The 23,159-nt window shown below is 58.4% G+C and carries 25 protein-coding genes; 18 read left to right on the top strand and 7 right to left on the bottom strand.

The genetic code is table 11. The features are described 5' to 3' along the window. Position 1 precedes the first annotated feature (1 nt). The 18 genes from ACRY08_RS03585 to ACRY08_RS03500 all read left to right on the top strand — a co-directional run bounded on the left by ACRY08_RS03585 (position 2) and on the right by ACRY08_RS03500 (position 17,472). Positions 2–1,261, top strand: coding sequence for a nitrous oxide reductase family maturation protein NosD (locus ACRY08_RS03585; RefSeq protein ID WP_432448478.1), 1,260 nt, complete (start codon positions 2–4; stop codon positions 1,259–1,261). Next, positions 1,251–2,147, top strand: a complete 897-nt coding sequence (locus ACRY08_RS03580; protein ID WP_432448477.1) for an ABC transporter ATP-binding protein — start codon at positions 1,251–1,253, stop codon at positions 2,145–2,147. Before ACRY08_RS03585 ends, ACRY08_RS03580 begins: the two co-directional genes overlap by 11 nt. Continuing rightward, a complete protein-coding gene (locus tag ACRY08_RS03575) occupies positions 2,144–2,965 on the top strand; it encodes an ABC transporter permease (protein WP_432448476.1) in 822 nt (273 codons plus the stop codon). Before ACRY08_RS03580 ends, ACRY08_RS03575 begins: the two co-directional genes overlap by 4 nt. Further along, positions 2,962–3,480 carry a nitrous oxide reductase accessory protein NosL gene (locus ACRY08_RS03570; protein WP_432448475.1) on the top strand — a complete coding sequence of 173 codons (519 nt, stop codon included), beginning with the start codon at positions 2,962–2,964 and terminating at the stop codon, positions 3,478–3,480. Before ACRY08_RS03575 ends, ACRY08_RS03570 begins: the two co-directional genes overlap by 4 nt. Beyond that, entirely contained in the window at positions 3,477–4,376 is a 900-nt protein-coding gene (locus tag ACRY08_RS03565; RefSeq protein WP_432448474.1) for an FAD:protein FMN transferase, read from the top strand. The genes ACRY08_RS03570 and ACRY08_RS03565 overlap by 4 nt, the downstream gene beginning before the upstream one ends. 243 nt (positions 4,377–4,619) lie before the next feature. After that, on the top strand, positions 4,620–5,318 hold the full coding sequence (locus tag ACRY08_RS03560) for a Crp/Fnr family transcriptional regulator (protein ID WP_432448473.1): 699 nt from the start codon (positions 4,620–4,622) through the stop codon (positions 5,316–5,318). Positions 5,319–5,537: 219 nt separating this feature from the next. Further along, the gene (locus ACRY08_RS03555) at positions 5,538–7,214 is read left to right on the top strand and encodes a cytochrome D1 domain-containing protein (protein ID WP_432448472.1); all 1,677 of its coding nucleotides are present in this window, start codon (positions 5,538–5,540) and stop codon (positions 7,212–7,214) included. A 103-nt stretch (positions 7,215–7,317) separates the two neighbouring features. Beyond that, on the top strand, positions 7,318–9,117 hold the full coding sequence (locus ACRY08_RS03550; RefSeq protein ID WP_432448471.1) for a NapC/NirT family cytochrome c: 1,800 nt from the start codon (positions 7,318–7,320) through the stop codon (positions 9,115–9,117). Positions 9,118–9,178: 61 nt separating this feature from the next. Then, entirely contained in the window at positions 9,179–9,607 is a 429-nt protein-coding gene (locus ACRY08_RS03545) for a cupredoxin domain-containing protein (protein ID WP_432448470.1), read from the top strand. A 221-nt stretch (positions 9,608–9,828) separates the two neighbouring features. Continuing rightward, entirely contained in the window at positions 9,829–10,593 is a 765-nt protein-coding gene (cobA, locus tag ACRY08_RS03540; protein WP_432448468.1) for a uroporphyrinogen-III C-methyltransferase, read from the top strand. Next, positions 10,586–10,891 (top strand): c-type cytochrome, encoded by a 306-nt coding sequence (locus tag ACRY08_RS03535; protein ID WP_432448466.1) that lies wholly within the window; start codon positions 10,586–10,588, stop codon positions 10,889–10,891. Before cobA ends, ACRY08_RS03535 begins: the two co-directional genes overlap by 8 nt. Next, positions 10,888–12,039 carry a cytochrome D1 domain-containing protein gene (locus ACRY08_RS03530; protein WP_432448465.1) on the top strand — a complete coding sequence of 384 codons (1,152 nt, stop codon included), beginning with the start codon at positions 10,888–10,890 and terminating at the stop codon, positions 12,037–12,039. Before ACRY08_RS03535 ends, ACRY08_RS03530 begins: the two co-directional genes overlap by 4 nt. A 3-nt stretch (positions 12,040–12,042) precedes the next feature. Next, positions 12,043–13,041 carry a siroheme decarboxylase subunit beta gene (gene ahbB, locus ACRY08_RS03525; RefSeq protein ID WP_432448464.1) on the top strand — a complete coding sequence of 333 codons (999 nt, stop codon included), beginning with the start codon at positions 12,043–12,045 and terminating at the stop codon, positions 13,039–13,041. After that, positions 13,038–13,490 (top strand): Lrp/AsnC family transcriptional regulator, encoded by a 453-nt coding sequence (locus ACRY08_RS03520; RefSeq protein ID WP_432448463.1) that lies wholly within the window; start codon positions 13,038–13,040, stop codon positions 13,488–13,490. Before ahbB (ACRY08_RS03525) ends, ACRY08_RS03520 begins: the two co-directional genes overlap by 4 nt. Beyond that, positions 13,487–13,975 carry a siroheme decarboxylase subunit beta gene (gene ahbB, locus ACRY08_RS03515; RefSeq protein ID WP_432448462.1) on the top strand — a complete coding sequence of 163 codons (489 nt, stop codon included), beginning with the start codon at positions 13,487–13,489 and terminating at the stop codon, positions 13,973–13,975. Before ACRY08_RS03520 ends, ahbB (ACRY08_RS03515) begins: the two co-directional genes overlap by 4 nt. A gap of 1 nt (position 13,976) precedes the next feature. After that, the gene (nirJ, locus tag ACRY08_RS03510) at positions 13,977–15,191 is read left to right on the top strand and encodes a heme d1 biosynthesis radical SAM protein NirJ (protein WP_432448461.1); all 1,215 of its coding nucleotides are present in this window, start codon (positions 13,977–13,979) and stop codon (positions 15,189–15,191) included. Beyond that, entirely contained in the window at positions 15,166–16,731 is a 1,566-nt protein-coding gene (locus tag ACRY08_RS03505) for a cytochrome D1 domain-containing protein (protein ID WP_432448460.1), read from the top strand. Before nirJ ends, ACRY08_RS03505 begins: the two co-directional genes overlap by 26 nt. 27 nt (positions 16,732–16,758) lie before the next feature. Beyond that, positions 16,759–17,472 carry a sirohydrochlorin chelatase gene (locus ACRY08_RS03500; protein WP_432448459.1) on the top strand — a complete coding sequence of 238 codons (714 nt, stop codon included), beginning with the start codon at positions 16,759–16,761 and terminating at the stop codon, positions 17,470–17,472. On the opposite strand, the gene ACRY08_RS03495 is transcribed toward ACRY08_RS03500, so the two are convergent. From ACRY08_RS03495 to ACRY08_RS03465, 7 genes are all read right to left on the bottom strand, one after another. Beyond that, positions 17,445–18,032, bottom strand: a complete 588-nt coding sequence (locus ACRY08_RS03495; protein ID WP_432448458.1) for a DUF2478 domain-containing protein — start codon at positions 18,030–18,032, stop codon at positions 17,445–17,447. The genes ACRY08_RS03500 and ACRY08_RS03495 overlap by 28 nt on opposite strands. Positions 18,033–18,089: 57 nt before the next feature. Beyond that, positions 18,090–19,313 carry a 5-aminolevulinate synthase gene (hemA, locus tag ACRY08_RS03490; RefSeq protein WP_432448457.1) on the bottom strand — a complete coding sequence of 408 codons (1,224 nt, stop codon included), beginning with the start codon at positions 19,311–19,313 and terminating at the stop codon, positions 18,090–18,092. Between the two features lie 535 nt (positions 19,314–19,848). Beyond that, positions 19,849–20,109 carry a hypothetical protein gene (locus tag ACRY08_RS03485; protein WP_432448456.1) on the bottom strand — a complete coding sequence of 87 codons (261 nt, stop codon included), beginning with the start codon at positions 20,107–20,109 and terminating at the stop codon, positions 19,849–19,851. Continuing rightward, positions 20,106–20,309, bottom strand: a complete 204-nt coding sequence (locus ACRY08_RS03480) for a hypothetical protein (RefSeq protein ID WP_432448455.1) — start codon at positions 20,307–20,309, stop codon at positions 20,106–20,108. The genes ACRY08_RS03485 and ACRY08_RS03480 overlap by 4 nt, the downstream gene beginning before the upstream one ends. Before the next feature lie 77 nt (positions 20,310–20,386). Continuing rightward, positions 20,387–20,650, bottom strand: a complete 264-nt coding sequence (locus ACRY08_RS03475; protein ID WP_432448454.1) for a hypothetical protein — start codon at positions 20,648–20,650, stop codon at positions 20,387–20,389. Continuing rightward, the gene (locus tag ACRY08_RS03470) at positions 20,650–21,186 is read right to left on the bottom strand and encodes a cytochrome c oxidase subunit 3 (RefSeq protein ID WP_432448453.1); all 537 of its coding nucleotides are present in this window, start codon (positions 21,184–21,186) and stop codon (positions 20,650–20,652) included. The genes ACRY08_RS03475 and ACRY08_RS03470 overlap by 1 nt, the downstream gene beginning before the upstream one ends. Beyond that, the gene (locus ACRY08_RS03465; RefSeq protein WP_432448452.1) at positions 21,183–23,126 is read right to left on the bottom strand and encodes a nitric oxide reductase activation protein NorD; all 1,944 of its coding nucleotides are present in this window, start codon (positions 23,124–23,126) and stop codon (positions 21,183–21,185) included. The genes ACRY08_RS03470 and ACRY08_RS03465 overlap by 4 nt, the downstream gene beginning before the upstream one ends. Positions 23,127–23,159: the final 33 nt, after the last annotated feature.

Below are 23,159 nucleotides of genomic sequence, written 5' to 3'. Positions count from 1 at the left end.
TATGCGGTGGCTCCTGACCCTTGGATTAATTCTGTCTGCCTACCCCTCGCAGGCGGCGGATTGGGATGTGCCCAACAGGACAGGAGCCATTGCCGAAACACTGGCTCGGGCCGCAGAAGGCGACACGCTTCGCCTGCGGCCCGGGACTTACTTTGAAAATGTCGTTCTGGACAAAGCCGTGACGCTTGATGGGGGCGGGGAAGCCACCATTGACGGGCAAGGCAGCGGCAGCGTGATCACCGTGACCGGTGACAACGTGACCGTGCAAGGCCTGACCGTGATTGGCTCCGGGTCCGAACATGAGGGCATCGACAGTGGTATTCAGCTTTTGAAAACTGCTGACGCGCCGGTCATTCGCGACAACGTGCTTTTGGGCAACCTTTACGGCATCGACATCCACGGCGCGGATGATGCGTTGGTGTCGGGCAACCGGATCGAAGGACGTCAGGATCGCCATATGAACGCGCGCGGCAATGGCATTTATGTCTGGAACGCGCCCGGTGCGATTGTCGAAAATAATCGGGTCCGCTGGGGCCGCGATGGCATCTTCGTCAACTCATCGAAAAAGAACATCTTCCGCGATAACACGTTCCGCGACCTGCGCTTTGCCGTACATTATATGTATGCCGACAACACCGAGGTGTCGGGCAACGTGTCGATCGGCAACCACCTTGGCTACGCGATCATGTTTTCAACCCGCGTGAAGGTCACGGACAATGTGTCGATCAATGATCGCGACCACGGCGTCATGCTGAACTACGCCAACCGCAGTGTGATCACCGGGAACTATGTGAAGAACGCGGCCGAGAAATGCACGTTCCTTTATAACTCGAACAAGAACGACTTCTCTGGCAACTGGTTTCAGGGCTGCGGGATTGGCATTCACTTTACCGCCGGCTCCGACAACAACCGGATCGTTGGCAACAGCTTCATCGGCAACCGAACGCAGGTGAAATACGTGTCGACCAAATGGGTCGAATGGTCCGAGGAAGGACAGGGCAACCACTGGTCCGACTTCGCCGCGTTTGACGTGGACGGGGACGGCGTGGCCGACGCGCCTTACCGCCCCAATGACAGCATGGATCACGTGCTGTGGACCCAACCTGCCGCAAAAATGCTTCTTGGCTCTCCGGCTGTTCAGCTGGTGCGCTGGTCTCAATCCGCTTTCCCCGCGCTTTTACCGGGCGGGGTGGTGGACTCTCACCCACTCATGCAGGCGCCGAGACCGCCTGCGATCGCAAAGGTGCCCCATGACGGATAACGCACTGACTATTGAAAACGTTCGGAAGGATCGCGGCAAAGCGACCGTTCTGGACGATGTTTCCCTGACCGTGAACCCCGGCGAGCGCGTGGCGCTTCTGGGTCATAACGGGGCGGGGAAATCCACCCTGATCAAGACCATACTGGGCCTGACACCTCTCACGGATGGCCGGATAAGCATCAATGGCGCGAAGCCCGGCTCGGCACAGGCCCGCCGCATGACCGCTTACCTTCCTGAAGCGGTCAGCTTTCACCCGGCCCTGACCGGGCGCGAGCAACTGACGCTCTTTGCCCGGCTTGATGGGCAGGGCGCGGATATTTCCGGCCTTCTGGATCGCGTGGGTCTGGGCGACGCCATGGACCGCCGGATTGGTGCCTATTCCAAGGGAATGCGCCAACGACTGGGTCTGGCGCAGGTCCTGCTGGGCAGTCCAAAAGTGGCACTTCTGGACGAACCCACAAGTGGGCTCGATCCGATCTCGCGCCAAGACCTTTATGCCATCATCGACGAGCTGGCCGCACAAGGCACCGCCGTTCTGATCGCCAGCCACGCATTGACCGAGGTCGAGGCGCGTACCGACCGCATCGCCATTCTGCGCCAAGGCGTGAAGGTGGCCGATGACACGCTCGAGGCGCTGTCGGTCCAGGCCGGTCTGCCCACCCGATTGCGCATTCGCGCTACCGGCGCCCATGCCGATCAGATCGCTGAAACGATGGGCGGCACGCGCATCAATGGCGCGTCGGTCGAGATTCTTTGCGCCCCCGACCAGAAGATGGCCCGGCTGCGTGACGTGGCCGCGATGGGCGAGGCCGTCGCGGATATCGAAATGACGCCGCCGCGGCTTGAAGACCTCTATCGTCACTATGCCAAGGAGGGGATGCAATGACCCGTTTCCTGTCCATCGCCTCGACCGAGATGCTGATCCTTCGCCGCAACCGCTGGCTTTTGATGGCAACGATCGTGATGGTGCTCTTCGCACTGGCATTGACCTTTGCAGGCAGCGCGCCGACAGGCACGTTGGGGGTCGATATGCTGACCATCTCGGTCACCTCGATGACCACACTGTCGGTCTACCTCGCGCCCCTTCTGGCCCTGATGATCAGTTTCGACGCCATCGCAGGCGAAGCCGAACGCGGCAGCCTGTCCTTGCTACTGTCCTACCCGGCCGGGCGGGGAGAAATTCTGCTGGGCAAGTTCGCCGCGCATCTGGCGGCCCTTGGTTTTGCCATGACCGTCGGCTTTGGCTCGGCGGGTGCGATTGCTGCTTGGTCCGGCGGGGCAGGGGCAGAGAGCCTGATTGCTCTGGCCCGCCTGATCGCCACCTCGATCCTTCTGGGCGCGGTCTTTCTTGCGCTTGGCTACCTCGTGTCCGCCCTATCTCGCAGCGCAACTGCTGCGGCTGGCTTGTCGGCGGGCCTGTGGCTGGTCTTTGTCGTGCTCTATGACCTTGGCCTTCTGGGCGCAGTCGTAATGGATGGCAGCGGCACGTTCACCCGCTCGATCTTCCCATGGCTGATGGTTGCCAACCCGGCGGATGCGTTCCGGGTGTGGAATATCGCCGCCTCGGACGGCGTCGCCTTGGCATCCGGCATGGCGGGAGCCGCACAGACTTTGCCCGCATGGGCAGCGCCCGCATCGCTGGCTGTCTGGCCGGTTCTGGCGTTCCTTTTGGCCCGCGCCGCGTTCAAGAGGGTCGAGCCATGAAGCGCTTCATCCTGCTTGCCACGCTGGCGCTGGCCGCTTGCAATGAAGACGAGGCAAAAGCGCCTCCGCCCCCGGCTGATCTGACCGAACAGGCGCTGAGCTATTTCTGTCAGATGAACATTGCCGAACATGGTGGTCCAAAGGGCCAAATTCATCTGGATGGTCATCCTGCCCCCCTGTTCTTTGCACAGGTGCGTGACATGATCGCTTATCTGAAAAGCCCGGAACGTGACGCCGAGATAACAGCGATTTATGTCAGCAATATGAGCGCGGCTTCCAGCTGGGCAGAGCCGGGCGTGTCGAACTGGATTCCAGCCGACGACGCGATCTATGTGGTCGGCGCCATGGTCGCCGGAGGTATGGGCGCCCCAGAGATTGTGCCCTTTGCCACACCTGAAGGGGCTGCGGAGTTTACCGCCACTTATGGCGGTGAAAGCCTGCCCTTTGACGCCATTCCCGATGAGGCCGCGCTTGGCCCTGTTGATCTCTCTCTCACCCTGGAGACCCCGCTATGAACACCACCACCCGCCGCCGTTTTTTGGCGATCACCGCCGCCGCCACCGCTGTTTTCCCCGGCGCGGCTTGTGCACATGTGGCACGCTGGACCGGCTATGCATTGGGAGGTCCTGTCTCGATGAAACTGGTGGGGATTAGCGACAGTGAAGCCGCACCTATTTTCGGGCTGATCGAAGCGGAACTGTCACGTCTCGAGGGCATATTTAGCCTGTATAGAGACGATTCAGAGCTGACCCGACTGAACAAAAACAAGGTGCTGACCACTCCTTCGCCAGAGCTTCTGCAGCTTCTCAGCCTTTGCGACGTTTTGCACAAGGCCAGCGAAGGCGCATTCGATCCGTCGATCCAGCCTTTGTGGACGGCACTCGCGTTGCAGAAAAATCCTGAGCGTGTTGCGGCAGCAAGGGCGCTGGTGGGGTGGGGTCAGCTGAGCTTTGGAACATCGTCTGTCCGGTTGAACCGAGGCGGCTCGCTGACGTTGAATGGTGTGGCGCAGGGCGCGATCACTGACCGCATCGCAGATCTGTTGCGGTCGCAGGGGTTGCGAAACGTATTGCTGGATATGGGCGAGGTCGCCGCGATGGGGAACGGACCTTCCGGGCCGTGGTCGATTGGGGTTGCTCTTCCGGATGGCCGGCTCGTACATCGGCTGACCACCTCTGACCGCGCTGTAGCGACTTCAGCGCCCGTGGCGATGGGCTATGGTGCAGATCAACGCCACATCATATCGCCATCGGGTCACGCAGCACGTCAGAAAATGGTGTGTGTATCGGCGGCAGAGGCGGCCATTGCCGACGGCCTGTCCACCGCAGCTTGCATCATGTCGCCAAAGCAGGTCGACGCGATGATGCATCGCTTTCCGTCAGCGCGAATTGAGAAGTTGATCACCGCCTGAACACATAGTTAAAGCGTTTCGACTTATTGTTGAGGCACAACAATGAGGCGAAACGCGCGGAACCTATTGATGTTGTGGGCGTTTCGAAATCAACTTGTGTCTCAAGTAAATCTCGAAACGCTTTGGTTTGAAAAACTCATAGACCCAACGTACCCTCCGTCGCGGAAGGGCGCTGCAGTTTGCTTGCCAATATGGGGCTAAAAATCGTATCCAATACTGGCAGGTAGCGAGGGGAGCCACCGAATGCAGCCGGAATACAAAGCGCTGGCGCGTAAATCGCTGTTGCTTGGCTCCATGCCAGCGGAAGAGGCCGAGTTGCTTCTGTCGCGCGCGATTGTGCATGAGTACGACCGCGGCCAGACCATCTTTTTGCAAGGCGAAACGGCGAAAGCGATTTTCATTGTGTTGCAAGGATGGGTGAAACTGTATCGGATCGCACCCAGCGGGGCCGAGGCGGTTGTCGGCGTGTTCACAAAGGGCCGCAGTTTCGGAGAGGCTGCAGCGTTCCGCGGGGATGTTTACCCGGTTTCCGCAGAGGCTGTGACCCAATGCACCTTGATGCGCATTGAGGCAGAGGATTACCTGCGCAGAATTCGTGAAACTCCCGATACGGCCATTTCGCTTCTGTCTGCAACCTTTGCCCATCTGCACAACCTTGTTGCCCAGATCGAGGCGCTGAAAGCCCGGACAGGTGCACAGCGTGTCGCCGAGTTTCTGTGCGAGTTGTGTGAATGCGAAACGGGTTCCTGCGAGGTCGTTTTGCCTTACGACAAAATCCTGATTGCGGGACGTCTTGGCATGAAACCGGAAAGCCTAAGTCGCGCTTTTGCACGTTTGAAAAGCGAAGGGGTTTCGGTGAAGCAGAACCGGGCGAAGATTGATGACATTGCCCATCTTCGTGTCTACGCCGAAGAAGATCCTGCGCAAGCCTGGCTGCGCTGACAGGATTCTTTGAAGTTCACAGGTTAAGTGGGATTGGGTTGGGCTTTTGCGTCCGGAATTCAACGTTTCAAAGCCGAAAAAAACGTGACCAAACCATTGATATATATGTGATTAAGTCGGTCGCTCACGATTTCGAGAGTCTTGTTGACAATTGTCAAGAAGACCCAGCCCTACTCGGTTCATTCTCTCCTTGCCTCACCAAGCAAACGGAGAGTGATCATGTCACTTGGAACCACCCAAAAGAAAATCCGCAATTCGCTGGGGATTGGCTTTGCCATGATGCTGGGCAGCGTCGCTCTGCCGGCTATGGCCGAGGGCCCCACCTTGAGCGAGGAGGCTTTCGAAGCCTCGAAACAACTCTACTTTGAACGCTGCGCCGGTTGTCACGGCGTGCTGCGCAAAGGTGCAACCGGCAAAAGCCTTGAGCCGGTTGTGAAGACCAAAAACGCTGACGGTACCGAAACCATCAGTGGTACGCTGAAGCTTGGTCAGGAACGCCTGGAGAAAATCATCTCCTGGGGTACTGAAGGCGGGATGAACAACTTCTCGGACATCATGACCGAGCAGGAAATCAAGGATATGGCGACCTATATCCAGATGGATCCGCCCAAGCCGCCAGAGATGTCACTGGCTATGATGAAAGAGACCCGCAAGGTCTATGTCGAAGAAGCCGACTACCCGACCGAGCCGCTGCATGGCCGCAACTGGGAAAACTTCTTCGTCGTCATCGAGCGTGACGTAGGCAAAGTGGCCGTGATCGACGGCGACACCAAAGAAGTTCTGGCACACATCCCGACAGGTTATGCTGTGCACGTTCTGAAAGCCTCCGAGCACCACAAGCTGGAAGAGCCGGAAAATCCGGGCCGCTTCTGGTACACGATGGGCCGCGACGGCAAGATGACCAAAATCGACCTCTGGCAGACGCCGGACAAGATGTTGGTTTCAGAAGTCACCATTGGCTATGACGCCCGTGACGTGGCTGTATCCGGCGACGGTAAATACGTGATCGGTGGCGCTTACTGGCCTCCGCATTTCGCGATCGTTGACGCCCAGACCATGGAGCCGCTGAAAGTGGTTTCGACCCGCGGTACCAACGTGGACGGCGACTATGTGGAAGAAAGCCGCGTGGCAGCCATCTACACCACGCCGAACGAGCCGACCTGGATCGTTGCCGTGAAAGAACTGGGCCAGCTGTGGCAGGTTGATTACTCCGACCTGGACAACCTCAGGATCGACAAGATCAACTCGGCCAAGTTCCTTCACGATGGTTTCTTTGACCCGACCGGTCGTTACTTCCAGATTGCGGCCAACGCGTCGAACAAGATGGTTGTTGTGGACACCAAAGAGCGCAAGCTTGAGGCAATGATCGACACCGCTGCTCTGCCGCACCCCGGCCCGGGCGCCAACTGGGTTGACCCGAAATGTGGTCCGGTTGCTGGTACGACGCACCTTGGTGAAGGCACCGTGACGGTTTGGGGCAACGACCCCGAAGGCCGCCCGGACGACGCCTGGAAGACCTGCTACGAGGTCGAAACCGATGGTGCTGGTCTGTTCATCCGGACGCACCCGAACTCGGACTACTACTGGGTTGACCAGACGAAGCACCCCGAGCTGGAAGTGCAGCAGTCGGTTCAGGTCATCTCGAAAGAGACCGGTGAGATCGTGAAAACCATCCAGATCACCGAAGAGGAAGGCAACGTCGCCGTTCACTTCGAGTTCAACAAAGATGGCACCGAGGTATGGGTTTCGAAATGGAACCGTGCTTCTTCGAAAGAGCCGAACGGCGAGATGGTTATCTTCGACGCTCAGACTCTGGAAGAGAAGACCCGTGTGAAAGGTCTCTATGCCCCGACCGGCAAGTTCAACGTTTACAACCGTTCGAACCACGTCACCTAAGGGCGATTTGAAAACACCCAGGGGGCGGGCCAAGCGCCCGCCCCTTTTTGCTGAAACCCGGATGGGAATCAGTCTCTAACCCAGCCAAAATGGAGCCTGGACAATGACCAACGGTCAAACACCCAAAAAGCCGCTTTGGAGACGCACGTTCCTGTGGGGCATGCCCCTGGCCGGGGTTGCCGGCGTCTTTATAGCGGGCATTATCTTCTGGGGTGGTTTCAACACCGCCATGGAAGCCACGAACACCAAGGACTTCTGCATCTCGTGTCATGAGATGGGAGATTACGTCTATGAGGAATACAAAGGCACGATCCACGATGTGAACCGGTCTGGTGTGGGCGCGGTCTGTTCGGACTGCCATGTGCCGAAGGACTGGACTCACAAGATCATCCGCAAGATCAAGGCCTCGAAAGAGGTGTGGGGCAAGATCACTGGCAAGATCAACACGCCTGAAAAATTTGACGCGCACCGCCTGCAACTGGCGATGAATGAATGGGAACGGATGAAGGCCACGGACAGCCGTGAATGCCGCAACTGTCACCATTTCGACAGCATGATGCCGGAGTTTCAAGCGCCGCGCGCCCGTCAGCAGCACCTCAACGCCATGCAAAACGGGCAGACCTGCATCGACTGCCACAAGGGCATTGCACACCTTGATGTGCGCGACCGTGCAGACGAGGCATATCTGGAAACGCTGGAAGCACCGAACCCGAAATTTGCCCGTGAAATCCCGCAGGCCTATCTGGACAGCCTTGCGCGTGTCGAAGCCAAGGAAGCGGCTGAAGCTGAAGCCAAGAAGGCCGAGGAAGAGGCTCAGAAGGCACGAATCATGGCGGCTGTTGAAGCCGCGCGCACTGACGAGCGCGCCAAGGTCGAGGCCGAGATGTCTGGCACAGCGACCGATGCCGGAGCTGCGGAGGGTGGCAATGTTGCGCCCAATGTGGACTGGAGCGCGGTTGCCGCGTCTGACCTGACCCTGTTCTATCCGGGGCAAGCTTCGTTTGAATGGGTGCAGAACGGGAAAACCCATGGTGGCGCCCGTCCGCTGACCAAGGGTGGCGATCAGTGTACCACTTGCCACGCGGCCGAAATGGAGGCCATCGGCACCAAGATTGTCGCCGGTGGTGGCGGCAAGAAGGACGAATTGGAACCAACGCCTATTCCCGGCAAACGTGGTGTGATCGGCGCAACTGTTCAGGCCACACATGATGGCGAAAATGTCTATTTCCGCATGCAATGGACGGATGACGGCCACAAGCCTGCCCCCTTCGTGGATGGCGGAAAAATGGACCCGGACAACCAGATTAAGGTGGCCATGATGATCACCGGTACGGGTATCGAGATGGGCGATCAGGTTGGCTGCTGGGCGACCTGCCACGCGGACAACACCTATATGCCGTTCGATCCGGGTGCAGAGGCAATCGCCGCCAGCGGTGATGTGGCAGCCCAGCTGAAAGCTGACAGTACAATCACCAAGTATCTGAGCGAAAGCCGCACCAAGATCGAGATCAAGGGCCGTCGCGGCAAGGCTCAGGGTGGCTGGGATCAGCTGAAGACCCCCGAAGAGATCGACCAGATGCTGGCCGATGGCAGCTTCATGGATCTTCTGCGCGTCTACGCTGATGGTACGGCAGAAAACGGCTACCTGCTGGAAAGCCGCGTGCAAAACGGTGGCGAAATGGCGGGCGAAGCCAATCTGTCACCGGACGGCACTTGGACCGTGGTCTTCTCGCGGCCTTTGGTTGGTGGTGAAGGCGATGTCGCGTTGGAGGCGGGCAAAACCTATACGGTTGGCTTCGCAATCCATGATGACTTTGCAGCCGCGCGTTTCCACCACGTGACACTGAACACCAGCCTTGCTCTGGACAACGCAGAAGCCACGATCAACGTGGTCGCACAATAAACTGACGCGGCGGCCGATCCCAGTAGGCCGCCGCGTATATTCCTTTCGGAAAGGACATCACATGCAGCTTTCATTTTTCCGTACGGCCTTCCTGGCGCCTACCGCTCTTCTATGTTCGGTTTCGTTTGGTGCTGCTGATGGGGATGATGCCAAGCGCGCGGCCATATGTGCCGAAGCAGAAGAGCGCTATACTGAGATGACCGGTGCCCCTTCTGAAGAAGCAGAAGGTGTCACTGTGGTGAAGATGTACAAGTACAGCTTCTGCCCTGCTGAGATTGCCGTTCCCGTGGGCACGACCGTGCGTTGGGTCAATGTCGATAAACGCACCAGCCACAGCGTGATCGTTCCCGGAGAGCCCGAAAGCGATCGCGCCTTTCCGGAAGAAGTCATCGAGTTCACGTTCCTGACGGAGGGTGATCAAAAATACCTTTGTGGTCCTCATTGGGAAACACAAGAGATGATCGGGATGGTTACGGTCACATCAAAATAGACCCTAACAATGGGAAATGAACGTCAAAAATAGCAGGCCGCTCTGAATTCAGGGCGGCTTAACTTTTGTCAAGGAACCAAGGGCGTCCTGCGCGCATCTTACCCTTGTAACGCGGCCCAAGCCTCACCCGCTGGCGATACCTCCCCTACGGCGCAGAACCCGTGCAGTCGTCCATGATGGTGTGTGGCTTGTGGTCAGACAATGGACGAGCGAGAGAAGTCATGACCGGAAAAGTATACCTCATCGGCGCAGGCCCCGGCGACCCGGAGCTGATGACCATGAAGGCGGTTCGCATGCTGAAAGAGGCGAATGCGGTTGTGTATGATCGCCTTGTGTCACCCGAGATTGTCGCGATGTCCAACCCCGATGCAAAGATGATCTACGTTGGAAAAGCCTCTGACCGGCATACTGTTCCGCAAGAGGGCATCAATGAGATACTTGCAAACGAGGCCGCTGCAGGTCGTATTGTGGCGCGCCTGAAAGGCGGCGACCCGCTGATCTTTGGGCGTGGCTCGGAAGAGGCAGCACATCTCAAAGAACGCGGGATTGAGGTCGAGTATGCTCCAGGCATTACCGCAGCTCAGGGCGTGGCCAGTGTGACCGGCGTGCCGCTGACCCATCGCGGTTTGGCAACTGGCGTGCAGTTTGTGACAGGTCACCGGCAATCCGACGACGTATTGGATTTGGACTGGAAGAAGCTGGCCGATCCGAACACCACGCTTGTTGTGTATATGGGGGTCGCTAATATTGGTCAGATCGCCGTGGGGCTGATGACCGAAGGCCTGTCCGGCTCGACCCCTGTGATGGCCATATCGAAGGCGACAACCACAGATGAACGCCGGTTGATTTCACGACTTGATCGGATCGCGACGGACAGTCGCGAAGCCAAGCTGAAACCGCCCACTTTGTTCTACATCGGCAAAGTCGTCTCACTTTATGATGAAGCATTGCCTGACCCGGCCCAGGAAGTTGCGGCCCATGCGTAGTTTATTGGCTTCTCTTCTCTTCATGGGTGCCGCGCATGCAGAAAGTGCCGGACCTGATCCAGACGCGTTGGCGCGTTTGGTGCATCAGGATTGCGGTTCTTGTCATGGGCTGACCCTTAAGGGTGGGCTGGGGCCGGATATCCGGCCCGAGACCCTAGAGCACTATGACCCCGAGGTACTGCAGATCGTGATCCTGGACGGAATCCCGGACACGGCCATGCCCCCTTGGCGCCCTCTGATCACCGAGGCCGAAGCCGCCTGGATTGCCGACTATCTTTTGAAAGGAAGCACAGAATGAAACCGCTGATCTCTTCCATTGTTCTTGCTGCCATGCTGGGGACAACCGCCATCGCCGATACCATTGCGACCGGCGATCTTGGCCTTGTGATCGAACGCGCCAAAGGATCGGTTCTTCTGGTGGATCAGTCCGAGCGCGCGTCGCTGGCGCGAATCGAGGGTTTGGGGGATCTCAGCCATGCTTCGATGGTGTATTCGCCGGATGAACGCTACGCCTATGTGTTTGGCCGTGATGGCGGTTTGACGAAGGTGGATATCGTTGAACGCAAGATAGCAGGGCGCGTCGTGCAGGGCGGAAACTCGATCGGCGGCGCAATTTCTGACGACGGCAAGCTGGTCGCGGTCTCAAACTACGAACCCGGCGGCGTGCGCGTCTTTGATGCCGACACGCTTGAGATGGTGGCCGACATCCCGACCGGATCAAAAACCATCGGGCTGGTCGACGCACCGGGCCGCCGTTTTGTGTTCACCATGTGGGACACGGGCGAGACCTGGATTGCCGACATGTCTGGCGAAGGCGCCCCTGCGATCACCAAGATCCCTGAGATGGGTGAAAACCCCTATGACGCATTGGTGACTGGCAATGGACGCACCTATATCACCGGGCTTTTCGGTGAGGACGGCCTGACCGCGCTCGACCTTTGGCAGGACAACCCGAAACCCATCCGTGTTTTGCCCAATTATGGGCGCGGACAAAAAGAAATGCCGGTCTACAAGATGCCTCACCTTGAAGGTTGGGCGCTGACCGGCGCGGAATTCGTGTTGCCCGCCGTTGGTCACCACGAGGTGCTCTGGATCGACGCCAACACGCTGGAAGAAACCGGCCGCACCAAAACCTATAGCCAGCCGGTGTTCGCCATGGCCCGCCCTGATGGGCGTCAGGTATGGGTCAACTTTGCGCATCCGATGAATGACACCATTCAGGTGATCGACAGCGTCACCAAAGAGGTGATCCATCAGTTCAAACCCGGCCCCGCCGTGTTGCACATGGAGTTCACGTCGCGCGGGCATGAAATCTGGGTCAGCGTGCGGGATGAGAACAAAGTGAAGGTCTATGACACTCACAGTTTCGAATTCCTGCGCGAGATCGAGGCCGATAGCCCGTCGGGCATCTTCTTTACTGCGCGTGCGCATCGGACAGGGTTGTGAGTGATGAAAAACGTTCACGATCCCATTGACCGCAGGCTGCTGGATGATTGGCAACGGAATTTCCCCATCTGCCCACGCCCGTTTCAGATTATCGCCAAGGATTTGGACATCTCGGAAGACGATGTTCTGTCGCGCCTGACCCGGATGAACCAAAGCGGGCGGATTACGCGTGTTGGCGGCACCTGCGCCCCGAACACTCTGTCTGCTTCAACTCTGGCCGCGGTCGCAGCACCCGAAGTGGACCTGGAGAAAGTCGCCCAGATCATCAATGATGAACCAGGTGTAAACCATTCCTATGAGCGCGAAGACCACTGGAACCTGTGGTTCGTCGCAACCGGCCCCGATCGCGCTCATGTAGACGCGACGCTGGCGCGGATCAGTGAAAGATCAGGTTTGCGGGTCTTGGACCTTAGACTGGTTCGCCCGTTCAATGTCGATCTTGGGTTTCGTATGTCGGGCGTATCAAATCCCATAAGCTCTTCTGAGCAAACACCGCTTGAATTAGACTCTATTCAGGCGGGAGATCACGAAATCATGAATGCCCTGACGCAGGGTCTTCCGATCGTGCCCACGCCTTATGCCGAGGTTGCCCGCGACCTTGGGCTTTCGGAAGATGATGTTCTTTCCCGGATCACGGCGCTGCAGAAAGCCCGAGTTCTCTCGCGGCTTGGCGTGATTGTGCGCCACAGGGCGTTGGGCTGGACATCGAATGCGATGGTGGTCTGGAACGTGTCTGCTTCGCGCGTCGTTGAAGCGGGGACCGCCTTGGCGTCACTTCCGGGCGTTACGCTCTGCTACGAACGCACACCTGTCGATGATGTTTGGCCATACCGGCTTTACTCCATGATCCATGCCAAGTCCCGGCCGGATGCCATGGCGGTTCTGGAACGCGCAAAAGCGCTTGAGCCGCTTGTTGGGTGCGAACACAAGGCGCTCTTCTCGACCCGCTGCTTTCGCCAGAATGGTGCGATGATTACGCGCAGAAAAGGGGCCGTGGCATGAACGATCTGGATGATATCGACCGGGCATTGGTAAACGCGCTGCAAGAGGATCTTCCCTTGACGCCTCGCCCTTTCGCGCCGCTGGCCAGCAAGCTGGGCCTGAGCGAAGACGCGCTGCTGATCCGTGTAAAATCCCTGCGTGAAAGCGGTATTCTGACCCGGTTTGGGCCGTTTTTCGATGCTGCCGCCATGGGAGGGGCCTTTTGTCTTTGTGCGATGGAAGTGCCGGCCGCGCGCTTTGACGAGGTTTGCGCAAAGGTGAATGCCTTTGACGAGGTCGCGCATAATTACGAACGCGCTCACAAGTTGAATATGTGGTTCGTGCTGGCCTGCGAGACATTGGATGGTATTGCCGACACTGCGGCAAAGATCGAAGCGGAAACCGGGCTGAAAGTGAATCAGTTCCCGAAGCTTCAGGAGTTTTTCATTGGCTTCAGGGTGGCGGCATGACGATTGATGCAACAGATCGCACCATCATTGAGGCTTTGCAATCGGGCTTGCCTTTGGTTCCCGCGCCTTATGCGCAAGTGGCCAAGGAGCTTGGCCTGACTGAAGATGATCTGACCACCCGACTGGCTGCTATGAAGGAAAGTGGCGTGATCCGCAGGATCGCCGCTGCGCCCAACCATTACAAGCTGGGAATGACAGCCAACGGCATGACGGTTTGGAATGTCGAAGACGCTTCATTGGCCAGGATCGGTCCGAAGATCGGCGCGCTGCCTTTTGTCACGCATTGCTATGAACGTCCGCGTGCCCTACCTGATTGGCCCTACAATCTTTTTGCCATGGTGCATGGGTCATCGCGCGAAGAGGTAGAGGAGAAGCGGCTTCAGATCGTGGACCTTCTGGGCGACGCGTTGATTGCCTCGGATACACTCTATTCCACCCGAATTCTGAAAAAGACGGGGCTACGGCTTCGTAAGAAAGGGGGCTGATATGTTCCGCCTGACTGAATATATGCATCAGCTTGCCAACCCTACCCCCGTGCGCCAGCGCCGTGGGTCGGGCATGGTGAAACCGGTGGTGATCTGGAACCTGACACGTCGTTGCAACCTGCGTTGCCGCCACTGCTACACGGTGTCCGCCGATGTGAAGTTTCCTGGCGAGCTGACCGAGGATCAGGCGTTTGAGACGCTGGAAGATCTCGGCCAGTTCAAAGTACCTGCGATCATCCTGTCGGGGGGCGAGCCACTGGACAGCCCCTATCTGTTCCCACTTGCCGAACGGGCGCGCAAGCTTACGCGCGTATTGGCGCTGTCCACAAATGGCACCAAGATTTTTGGCGATACGGCTGATCAGGTGGCGGATATCGGGTTCAACTATGTGGGCATTTCGATCGACGGAATCGGCAAGACAAACGATTGGTTTCGCGGAGTAGACGGCGCCTTTGATGCCGCAGTCCGCGGCGTGCGTGAATTGAAGAAGCGCGACGTGCGTGTGGGTTTGCGGTTCTGCCTGACCGAGGGCACGCAACACCATCTGCCAGACCTTCTGAAGCTTTGTGATGATGAGGGGGTTGATAAGTTCTATCTTTCGCACCTCGTCTATGCCGGGCGCGGCGACAAGCATCGCGGTGAAGATGCCCATCACCAGATGACGCGAAAAGGAATGGACCTGCTTCTGGAACGTGCCTGGGAAAGCGCCAATGGTGGCCGACAGCTGGACATTGTGACTGGGAACAATGATGCGGATGCAGGCTATTTCCTGCAATGGGCGCAAGCGCGGTTTGCACCGGCCTTGGTTGCCCACCTGCGTGATCACCTTGTGGCCTGGGGCGGAAATGCGTCCGGGCTGGGCGTCGCCAACATCGACTTTCTCGGCAAGGTTCACCCGGACACCTACTGGTCCGACTACACGATCGGGAATGTGAAAGAGACCCCATTTTCCGAGTTGTGGACCGGGGATGATGCGATGCTGGCCACTCTGCGTACCCGCCCGCGGCCGCTCAAAGGGCGCTGCGGGGACTGTGCGATCAAGGATGTCTGTGGTGGCAATACCCGCATCCGCGCGCTGCAGGTTACCGGAGACCCGTGGGCCGAAGACCCGGCCTGCTATCTGACAAATGACGAAATTGGCGTGGCTGATGCTGAACGGCTCGAAGTCACCCCCTTCCGAGGTAAAAGCAATGACCCGAAACACCAGTTCACTTAAGCGCGCCATCGCAATGGCTGTTGGCATTGCGGCTCTACCTATTGCCCTCTGGGCCGACCCCGTCGCGGATTATCAAGAGCTTTGTGCCGACTGTCACGATGCCAATCGCCTTGGGGCTCAAGGTCCTGCGTTGATCCCGGAAACGCTGAAGCGTATGCGCGGCCCCAAGATCGAAGCGGTCATCCGCGACGGTCGCGTCGCCACGCAGATGCCGGGCTACGCTGAAGAATTGTCAGATGAGCGTATCGCGGAGCTCGCAGCGTATCTGAAGACACCGCTTGATGTGATCCCGCCTTGGGGGCCGGAGGAAATCATGGCCAGCAGGGTGATGGACGAGGATTATGCGCCTGTTGATGGCCCGGTCTGGTCCTCGGACCCGATGAATATCACGCTGGCGGTGGAAACCGGGGATCACCATGTCTCGGTTCTGGATGGGGACACGTTCGAGGTGCTCGATCGGTTTGCCACACCTTTTGCCGTGCATGGCGGGCCGAAATTCACACCGGATGGCAAGTTCGTTTTCATCATGTCGCGCGATGGTTGGGTGCAGAAATATGACATCTATGCGTTGAAACAGGTGGGCCGTGTGCGCGCGGGGCTGAACAGTCGAAACATCGCCATGTCGGGTGACGGCAAATGGCTTGCTGTCGCCAACTACCTGCCCAATACATTGACCATCCTGTCAACCGAAGATCTGTCGGTTGCCGAGGTTCACCAGGTCCTAGGCAAGGATGGTACGCCCAGTCGCGTTTCAGCTGTATATCAGGCGCCGCCGCGTGAAAGCTTTGTGCTCGCCCTAAAGGATGTTCCTGAGATATGGGAGGTTTCTTATGCCAAACATCCCGATATGAACCTCTTTGCTGGTGGGTTCACCCATGATTGGCGGGTCGAAGGTCCGACGAAGCAAGACACCGATTTTCCGGTCCGAAAAATCACCACACCGGACTTCTTGGACGATTTCTTCTTTGACCAAAGCTACGAGCACGTCATGGGTGCGTCACGAAAGGGAGAGGACGGGCTGGTCATTGATCTTGTGATTGGACAGAAAGTGGCTGATCTGGATCTTCCGGGCATGCCGCATCTGGGATCGGGTATTACCTGGGCGCATGGTGACAGCACCGTGATGGCAACGCCTCACCTGAAAGAAGGCGTCGTGTCCGTGATCGACATGCAAAGTTGGCAAACTGTGAAAAGAATCGAAACTGACGGGCCGGGCTTTTTCATGCGCAGCCATAAAAACTCCCCCTATGTCTGGGCGGATGTGTTTTTTGGACCGAACAAAGACGCGATGCACATCATCGACAAACAGAGCCTGGAGATTGTGAAAACCCTGCGTCCGGTTCCGGGCGCGACGGTTGCTCATGTTGAATTCACCAAGGATGGCAGCCATGCGCTGGTGTCGGTTTGGGAGGATGACGGCGAGGTTCTGGTCTATGATGCCAAGACGCTTGAAATCGTAAAACGCCTGCCGATGCGAAAGCCTTCTGGCAAGTATAATGTTCAAAACAAGATCACCTTCGAAGAAGGTACAAGCCACTGATCCGCGCTCGCACAAAAGGAGCCAGAAATGCAACTTGCTGATGCACTCATCGTGTCACATGGTCAGCCTTCAGACCCTATTCCAGCCGAAAACGCATTGCACAGGCTGGTTGAAGGGGTTCAGGACAAGATGTCAGATACGGTACTGAGCTGTGCCACGATGGCGGCTCCGGGTCGCTTGGAGCAAGCGCTTGAACGGTTGAAACCCGGAGGTGCGATATATCCTCTTTTCATGACGGATGGGTGGTTCGTTCGGACGGCATTGGCGGGTCGGGTCGCATCGCGACAGGGCGATATCATGGTGCCATTTGGGATGGACCCGGCCCTTCCGGGAATTGCCGCAGAGCAGGTGCAGGAATCGCTTCAGTCGGAAAATGCCTCTTTGTTTGTGGTGGCGCATGGGTCGGGCAGCGGGCGATCGGCACCTGCACGTGTAACCCGCACGTTTTCCGCAGCGCTGGGCAAGCTTTTGCCGGATGCGAGGGTGGAAGTCGGCTTTCTGGAGCAAGATCCGTCCATCATCGACATGTGTAAAAAGGTGGGCAAAGGCGCGCTTTGTCTTCCTTATTTCGCAATGGAAGGCGAGCATGTCCGGGACGACGTCGACGCAGCATTGAAATCAGGTGGTTTTACCGGCCATGTTCTACCTGTGATCAGCAGTTTTCCGGGGGTCGACCAGATGATTGCCGACGCCATCAGCGGGTACGAAGCTGATCACAGCCTGTTGCGGTCGGCCAGCTGATTGTCGCTATCTACCCAGCGTTCGATTTTGTTCAAATCGGGGGCAATGGCTTCGGCCACCCCGCCGCAAAACATGTCGAACTTTGAGCGAATTTCGGCCCCTGATCCCAGCCCGACCAAAACAGGCACGCCTGCGCTGACGGCAAGGCTGATTGCATCACGAAATCCGCGCCCTTGCCCTTCTTCCGGGCCAAATTTGTTCAGGATGAACAAATCTGCCTCTTTCAGGTTGCTATTGATCACGGTTTGAACCGCCAATGTAATGCCGGCTGGATCAAGGCGGCAAGCGCCTGATCCGTCACCTAGAGATTGTGTAATGGGTATGACGGGGCCATCGGGCAGTACCCGTACCCGCATGTCACATCCGTTCTCAAACCGGCTTTCATATTCAACATCCTTGACGATACCCACCAGGCGTTTGCCATTTGCCTGCATCTTCGCAGCCAGATCGACGAGAATCTGATCGGTTTCGCCGCGGTTTTCAGACGTAATAGAGCCTATTTTCATAGTCTTCTCTTCGTGCCGTTTCTGTATTTGTGCCAGCACCAGATGTGCGGCCATGTGCAATGAAGCAAAATAGCCAGAACCGTTTCTCAACGCGGCAGGATGCCAATTCGCCTACTGCGCTGCCATTGGAACCCGTGCGATCTCGCATTGCGCCCAAAGCTCTTCCAGCGCGTTCAGCAGGTGCTGGATATCCGCATCTGTGTGTACCGGGGATGGTGTGATGCGCAGCCGTTCGGTGCCTTTGGGAACTGTGGGATAGTTGATCGGCTGAATGTAGATGCCGTGATCACGCATCAGCACATCCGAAAGGAACTTACACTTCACGGGATCACCGACCATCACCGGAATAATGTGGCTGGGGTTTTCGATATGCGGGATGCCCATTTCGTCCAATCCAGCGCGCACGGTTGCGACACGTTCTTTTTGCCGGGACCGTTCGGTCTGTGAGCGTTTCAAGTGCTGTACAGACGCGCGGGCACCTGCTGCGACAGCCGGGGGAAGTGCTGTTGTGAAAATAAAGCCACTGGCAAAGCTTCGCACAAAGTCACACAGCTCGGCCGAGGCAGCTATGTAGCCGCCCACCACGCCGTAGGCTTTGCCCAATGTGCCTTCGATCACGGTGAGCCGATCCATCAATCCTTCGCGTTCGGCGATACCGCCACCACGCGGGCCATAAAGGCCGACGGCGTGGACCTCGTCCAGATAAGTCATGGCGCCGTATTTGTCGGCAAGGTCACAAATCTCATTGATCGGAGCGATGTCGCCATCCATGGAGTAGACGCTTTCAAATGCGATCAGCTTTGGCGCCGTGGGATCGGCAGCGGCGAGCTTTGCTTCGAGGTCTTCAAGGTCGTTGTGTTTCCAGATGACGCGCGGTGCTTTCGAATGGCGAATGCCTTCGATCATCGAGGCATGGTTCAGGGCGTCCGAGAACACGATGCAGCCAGGAATTTGCGATGCCAAAGTACCCAGTGCCGCCCAGTTAGAGACATATCCCGAGGTGAACAGGAGCGCGGCTTCCTTACCATGCAGGTCGGCCAACTCGGCCTCTAGCAATACATGTTCATGTGTTGTGCCCGAGATATTACGGGTGCCGCCAGCCCCAGCGCCCACTGTGTCCAGCGCATGGTGCATGGCCGATAGCACATCAGGGTGTTGACCCATGCCGAGATAGTCGTTCGAACACCAGATGGTCACGTCACCTTTGCCGTTCTCGCCGCGGTGGTGGGCGTTGGGAAAGGCGCCGCGTTTGCGTTCCAGATCAGCAAAGATGCGATAATTTCCATCTTCCCGCAGGGTGTTCAGGCGGGTTTTGAAATAGGCCTGATAGTCCATGTGTCATCCTCCGAACGTCTGTCGTTGCACCAAGTGAACATGATCTGGGGTCTGTGGGGCATGACGATAGTCAAGTCGCGCAGGATTTCAGTTTGTGCTTACGACAAAGTGAAAGACCAACCGCCTGCTGCCCGGTAAGGGGCAGCGACCGGCCTCGGCATGCATGAGGGATCATGCATAAAGGCGGTTGGCCTATGGGTGCGAACACCCGGGCGTGATCTGCGTCGCCGCCGGCCTCACCCAAGAACAGAGGCGACATGATCACTGAGGCCGTCGTCGAGAAACAGGAACGAGGTGGAAGGGTAGGAACCTCGCTGGGTGGGCCATGAAGCGAACCTGACACAGCTGCTTCACGCGGCACTTAACCAACGTCAAGCGGCGCAAATAATCTGACGTTTCGGGCCTTGGAAAGTGTAACTTCAAGCGGATTTTGATCGCGCCTATATGCCGACCAATGCCCATCGATACAGATCAGGCGATCGCAATTTTTAACTCGGGTAGCAGAGAAAGGCCTGAGAACCAAACTGGCCTGAGTCTAGATTTCGCGGTCGGCTGCGTCTTCGGCCTCGTCGATCATGCCGCGCATCCAGCGCCCGGCGATCCAGGCAAAGGGAATGCCTAGAATGATACCGCCGATCACGGCCTCGACGCTGGAAATGGCGCGCAGCCCTATCGCCTGCCCCATCAGGAACAGGAAGAACAGGTTCACATAAGCGGCCCCTGCTGCAAACGGGTAGAGCACCAGAGATACGGCCCAGACAGGCCAGCGCCCGGATTTGTTTTGCGCGGGCGTCATCGCTTGCGGAATACCGATTTCTGCACGGCGAACAGCGCGATCACCATGGCGATGGCGCCTGCGGCCAGCCAGATGGTTGCGCCTCCAACCGCGTGGGAGTGGCCGTCGACAACGGCTTCACGTAGCGGGGTATGATCGTGATGGGCAATGGCGGGTGAGGCCATGAGCGCCGCAGCTGCGGCCAGTTTGAAAGCGTTCATCTTCTGAACTCCTGTCATGTTCGGCCCCCAACATAGCGGGCCTTGGGTCGCCTTTTCTTGATCATGGTCAAGCAGGCTCACATCGCTAAAGGCAGGGCATAGAGCAGTGCAGCCAGCCCCAGAAATCCGATCAGAAACGCGGTGAACCCCGCCCGGAATGTCGGGGCCGCGCGCAGGCCAAGATAGTCGGTCAGGATCACGCGGGATTTCAGGCCTGACAGAAGCAGCACCGTCATGACAAAGACCGGCCCAGCCTCGGGCAGGACGCCGGCAAAGATGGTGGTCATCAGGCTGAGTGCCACAAGCAGGGCCAATGCGCGGGTCAGGATCGTTGCGGTCATCAGTGCACCAGATAGATGATGGGAAACAGCAGGATCCAGACCAGATCGACCATGTGCCAGAACGCAGCCCCGGCTTCCAGATTGCGGGCGTTCCCCCAGCGCATGAGCAGCGCGAATATCACCAGCCCGGCCACGACATGCAGGGCGTGAAACCCGGTCAGCAGGTAGTAGAAGGTAAAGAAATCGCTGGTCTCGATCGAGATGCCCAGCCGCGCCTTTTCAGCGTATTCGAACCATTTGACGATCAGGAAGACCAGTCCCAGCCCCATCGCACCTGCCAGCCAGTGGCGGGTGCGGTTCACGGAATGCACGGCGCGGGCCGCACAATAGCCGCTGGTGACCAGAACGACGGTGTTGGCGGCGCCGGCCACGCGGTTCAAGACCGCCTGATCTTCGGCAAACCCGGTGGGGTCCATCGCCCGCATGCCCAGAAACGCCAAAAGCCCGGCGCCAAAAACCAGAAGCTCGGACACGATAAGAATCCAGATCATCAGATCGCCGGGCAGCTCGTCCAGAACGCTGGTTTGATCCGTCATGCCCCACCTGTGATGTGGCGATAAATCTCGGGCAGTGCGGCGGTCAGGCGGCTTGCATCGGGCACGACTGAAAATCCGTCCGTGCCAAAGATCCGTTGCACCCAGCCCTGCCCTTTCTGATCCACCACGACGCCGTGCACGGCATGGCCTTTGCGGCGGGCTTCGCGCACAGCCATGCGGCTGTCTTCGATCCCGTGGCGGCCTTCGTAGTGATCCAGATCGTTGGGCTTGCCATCGGTGATGACCAGCAGAAGGCGGCGCGCGTTGGGGCGGTCGTCCAGTCCGGTGGAGCTATGGCGGATTGCGGCGCCAAGGCGGGTATAGAAGGCCGGGGTCAGCCCTCCGATGCGCGCCTCGACCCTTGGGCCCATAGGTTCGTCGAAACCTTTGCATTCCTGCACATAGACCCGGCCCCGCTTCAGAGACGAAAACGTGTTGATCGCGAAATCATCGCCGCAGGCGTTCAGTCCCCAAGCCAGCGCGGTCAGCGCTTCTTTTTCCACGTCGATCACCTGACGGTCGCCTATGGCGGCCTCAGTGGAACGTGAAATATCCATCAGGACCGAGATCGCCAGATCACGCTCCAGAACCTTTGCCGCGCGATAGACCCGGTCGCTGGAGCGGCCTGTGGCGCGCAGTTCAACCTGCGCCGCAATCGCGGCTTCCAGATCCAGTTCGTCACCATCCAGCTGGCGCGGCAGGATCACGCGCTTCGGGCGCAGCGCTTCGAACTGCCGTTTCACGGCACGAATGCGCCGGGCGGTGGCTGGGTCGGGGTCGATGGCTTCGACCTCGTCCGCGACGCTGGACAGAACTCGGGCGTGGTCGGGGATATAACTGGCCGTGCGGTGGTCCCATTCAGGATACATGTGTTTGCCAGAGAGCCGCTCGCGATCGGCGTCCTCGGGTGAGAGGTCAAGGTGGAACTTCAGGCGCGTCGCCGTTTTCTTAGACACCTGACCCAGCGCCAGCTCGTCTTGGTCTTCGGCGGCGCGGCGGGCGTTATCCTCGTCATCATCTTCGACGCGACGGTTCATGTTCAGGCTTTCCACCCAGCTGAAAATCGCTTCGAACTTGTGCAGGATCAGGCTGTCGCGACGCTCGGCCAGATCACTTTCGGACCGGCGTGCCGCCTTGGTGCCCTCGGCTTCCTCACCTTGCCCCTGTCCTTGCTCTTCGCTTTCGGGCAGCCGGTCCACGGCTGCGCGTTTGGCCATCGGTCGCAGGTCGGGCCACATCGGCACCGGGCGGAAGGGGCGATAGCCTGACGGGGCCGAATGGGCGTCCAGCAGCGCGCCCGGCTGGCGGATCAGAGTGACAAATTCCATCGCCAGTTTGCCCTTGGGTTCCGGGCCGCCCAGCAAGTGCTCGATGGCGGCTTCCATCGCGGCTTCGACGCGCGGTAATTTGGTGTCAGGGCGCATAGTGCGGCAGGCGCCCACGAGGGTTTCATAAAACCCGCGAAGGCCGGGGCAATCGTTCAGTGTGGCCTGCGTCATGGCGATCGAGGCTTGAAGCGCGCGCAAATCCGCACGTAGGGGATCATCTTCGAAGACTGCCTCGGGCGCATGGGCAACCGAAGCCACCAGCCAGAAATAGAGCGCGGCATTTGCCTCGCGGGCGGGGAACTCGGCAATTTTTTCGGGCAGGCGCAGCGCCTCGCCGTCAAAGCTGGGTCGCACCTCGCGTTCGCGCCATGTGCCAAGGGCCTTGCGGAAAGACAAGCGGTGGTTCGAGACCTTCATCGTTGCTGGCTTGATCTCGGCGGCGTGGCTGCCGCCAAGACCGCGGAAGAACACCCCGAGCCGGCCGGAGATTTCGTCCAGAGACACGGCGGTGTCGTCATGGTCGTCGCGGGCATCCAGAGCGCTGGCATATTTGTGCCAGATCTTGCCAACGGTTTCTTCGGGCTCAAAGGGGTCGAAAATACGTTCGGACATGGGGAACCTCGGGTGATTAGGTTGTCCTGTTTG

The sequence above is a fragment of the Aliiroseovarius marinus genome (genome assembly GCF_050881025.1).
In the GTDB taxonomy this organism is placed as follows: domain Bacteria; phylum Pseudomonadota; class Alphaproteobacteria; order Rhodobacterales; family Rhodobacteraceae; genus Aliiroseovarius; species Aliiroseovarius marinus_A.
Note: the sequence above shows the minus strand (reverse complement) of the source record. Positions and strands in the feature narration are given on the sequence as shown.

Coding starts and splice junctions, on each gene's coding strand:
- ACRY08_RS03580 (WP_432448477.1), top strand. CDS start 1,251: ATGACGGATAACGCACTGACTATTGAAAACGTTCGGAAGGATCGCGGC.
- ahbB (WP_432448462.1), top strand. CDS start 13,487: ATGACGATTGATGCAACAGATCGCACCATCATTGAGGCTTTGCAATCG.
- ACRY08_RS03485 (WP_432448456.1), bottom strand. CDS start 20,109: ATGACGCCCGCGCAAAACAAATCCGGGCGCTGGCCTGTCTGGGCCGTA.
- ACRY08_RS03545 (WP_432448470.1), top strand. CDS start 9,179: ATGCAGCTTTCATTTTTCCGTACGGCCTTCCTGGCGCCTACCGCTCTT.
- ACRY08_RS03530 (WP_432448465.1), top strand. CDS start 10,888: ATGAAACCGCTGATCTCTTCCATTGTTCTTGCTGCCATGCTGGGGACA.
- ACRY08_RS03495 (WP_432448458.1), bottom strand. CDS start 18,032: ATGGCCGCACATCTGGTGCTGGCACAAATACAGAAACGGCACGAAGAG.
- cobA (WP_432448468.1), top strand. CDS start 9,829: ATGACCGGAAAAGTATACCTCATCGGCGCAGGCCCCGGCGACCCGGAG.
- ACRY08_RS03570 (WP_432448475.1), top strand. CDS start 2,962: ATGAAGCGCTTCATCCTGCTTGCCACGCTGGCGCTGGCCGCTTGCAAT.
- ACRY08_RS03575 (WP_432448476.1), top strand. CDS start 2,144: ATGACCCGTTTCCTGTCCATCGCCTCGACCGAGATGCTGATCCTTCGC.
- ACRY08_RS03480 (WP_432448455.1), bottom strand. CDS start 20,309: ATGAACGCTTTCAAACTGGCCGCAGCTGCGGCGCTCATGGCCTCACCC.
- ACRY08_RS03555 (WP_432448472.1), top strand. CDS start 5,538: ATGTCACTTGGAACCACCCAAAAGAAAATCCGCAATTCGCTGGGGATT.
- ACRY08_RS03465 (WP_432448452.1), bottom strand. CDS start 23,126: ATGTCCGAACGTATTTTCGACCCCTTTGAGCCCGAAGAAACCGTTGGC.
- ACRY08_RS03560 (WP_432448473.1), top strand. CDS start 4,620: ATGCAGCCGGAATACAAAGCGCTGGCGCGTAAATCGCTGTTGCTTGGC.
- hemA (WP_432448457.1), bottom strand. CDS start 19,313: ATGGACTATCAGGCCTATTTCAAAACCCGCCTGAACACCCTGCGGGAA.
- nirJ (WP_432448461.1), top strand. CDS start 13,977: ATGTTCCGCCTGACTGAATATATGCATCAGCTTGCCAACCCTACCCCC.
- ACRY08_RS03520 (WP_432448463.1), top strand. CDS start 13,038: ATGAACGATCTGGATGATATCGACCGGGCATTGGTAAACGCGCTGCAA.
- ACRY08_RS03475 (WP_432448454.1), bottom strand. CDS start 20,650: ATGACCGCAACGATCCTGACCCGCGCATTGGCCCTGCTTGTGGCACTC.
- ahbB (WP_432448464.1), top strand. CDS start 12,043: ATGAAAAACGTTCACGATCCCATTGACCGCAGGCTGCTGGATGATTGG.
- ACRY08_RS03585 (WP_432448478.1), top strand. CDS start 2: ATGCGGTGGCTCCTGACCCTTGGATTAATTCTGTCTGCCTACCCCTCG.
- ACRY08_RS03535 (WP_432448466.1), top strand. CDS start 10,586: ATGCGTAGTTTATTGGCTTCTCTTCTCTTCATGGGTGCCGCGCATGCA.
- ACRY08_RS03565 (WP_432448474.1), top strand. CDS start 3,477: ATGAACACCACCACCCGCCGCCGTTTTTTGGCGATCACCGCCGCCGCC.
- ACRY08_RS03470 (WP_432448453.1), bottom strand. CDS start 21,186: ATGACGGATCAAACCAGCGTTCTGGACGAGCTGCCCGGCGATCTGATG.
- ACRY08_RS03505 (WP_432448460.1), top strand. CDS start 15,166: ATGACCCGAAACACCAGTTCACTTAAGCGCGCCATCGCAATGGCTGTT.
- ACRY08_RS03500 (WP_432448459.1), top strand. CDS start 16,759: ATGCAACTTGCTGATGCACTCATCGTGTCACATGGTCAGCCTTCAGAC.
- ACRY08_RS03550 (WP_432448471.1), top strand. CDS start 7,318: ATGACCAACGGTCAAACACCCAAAAAGCCGCTTTGGAGACGCACGTTC.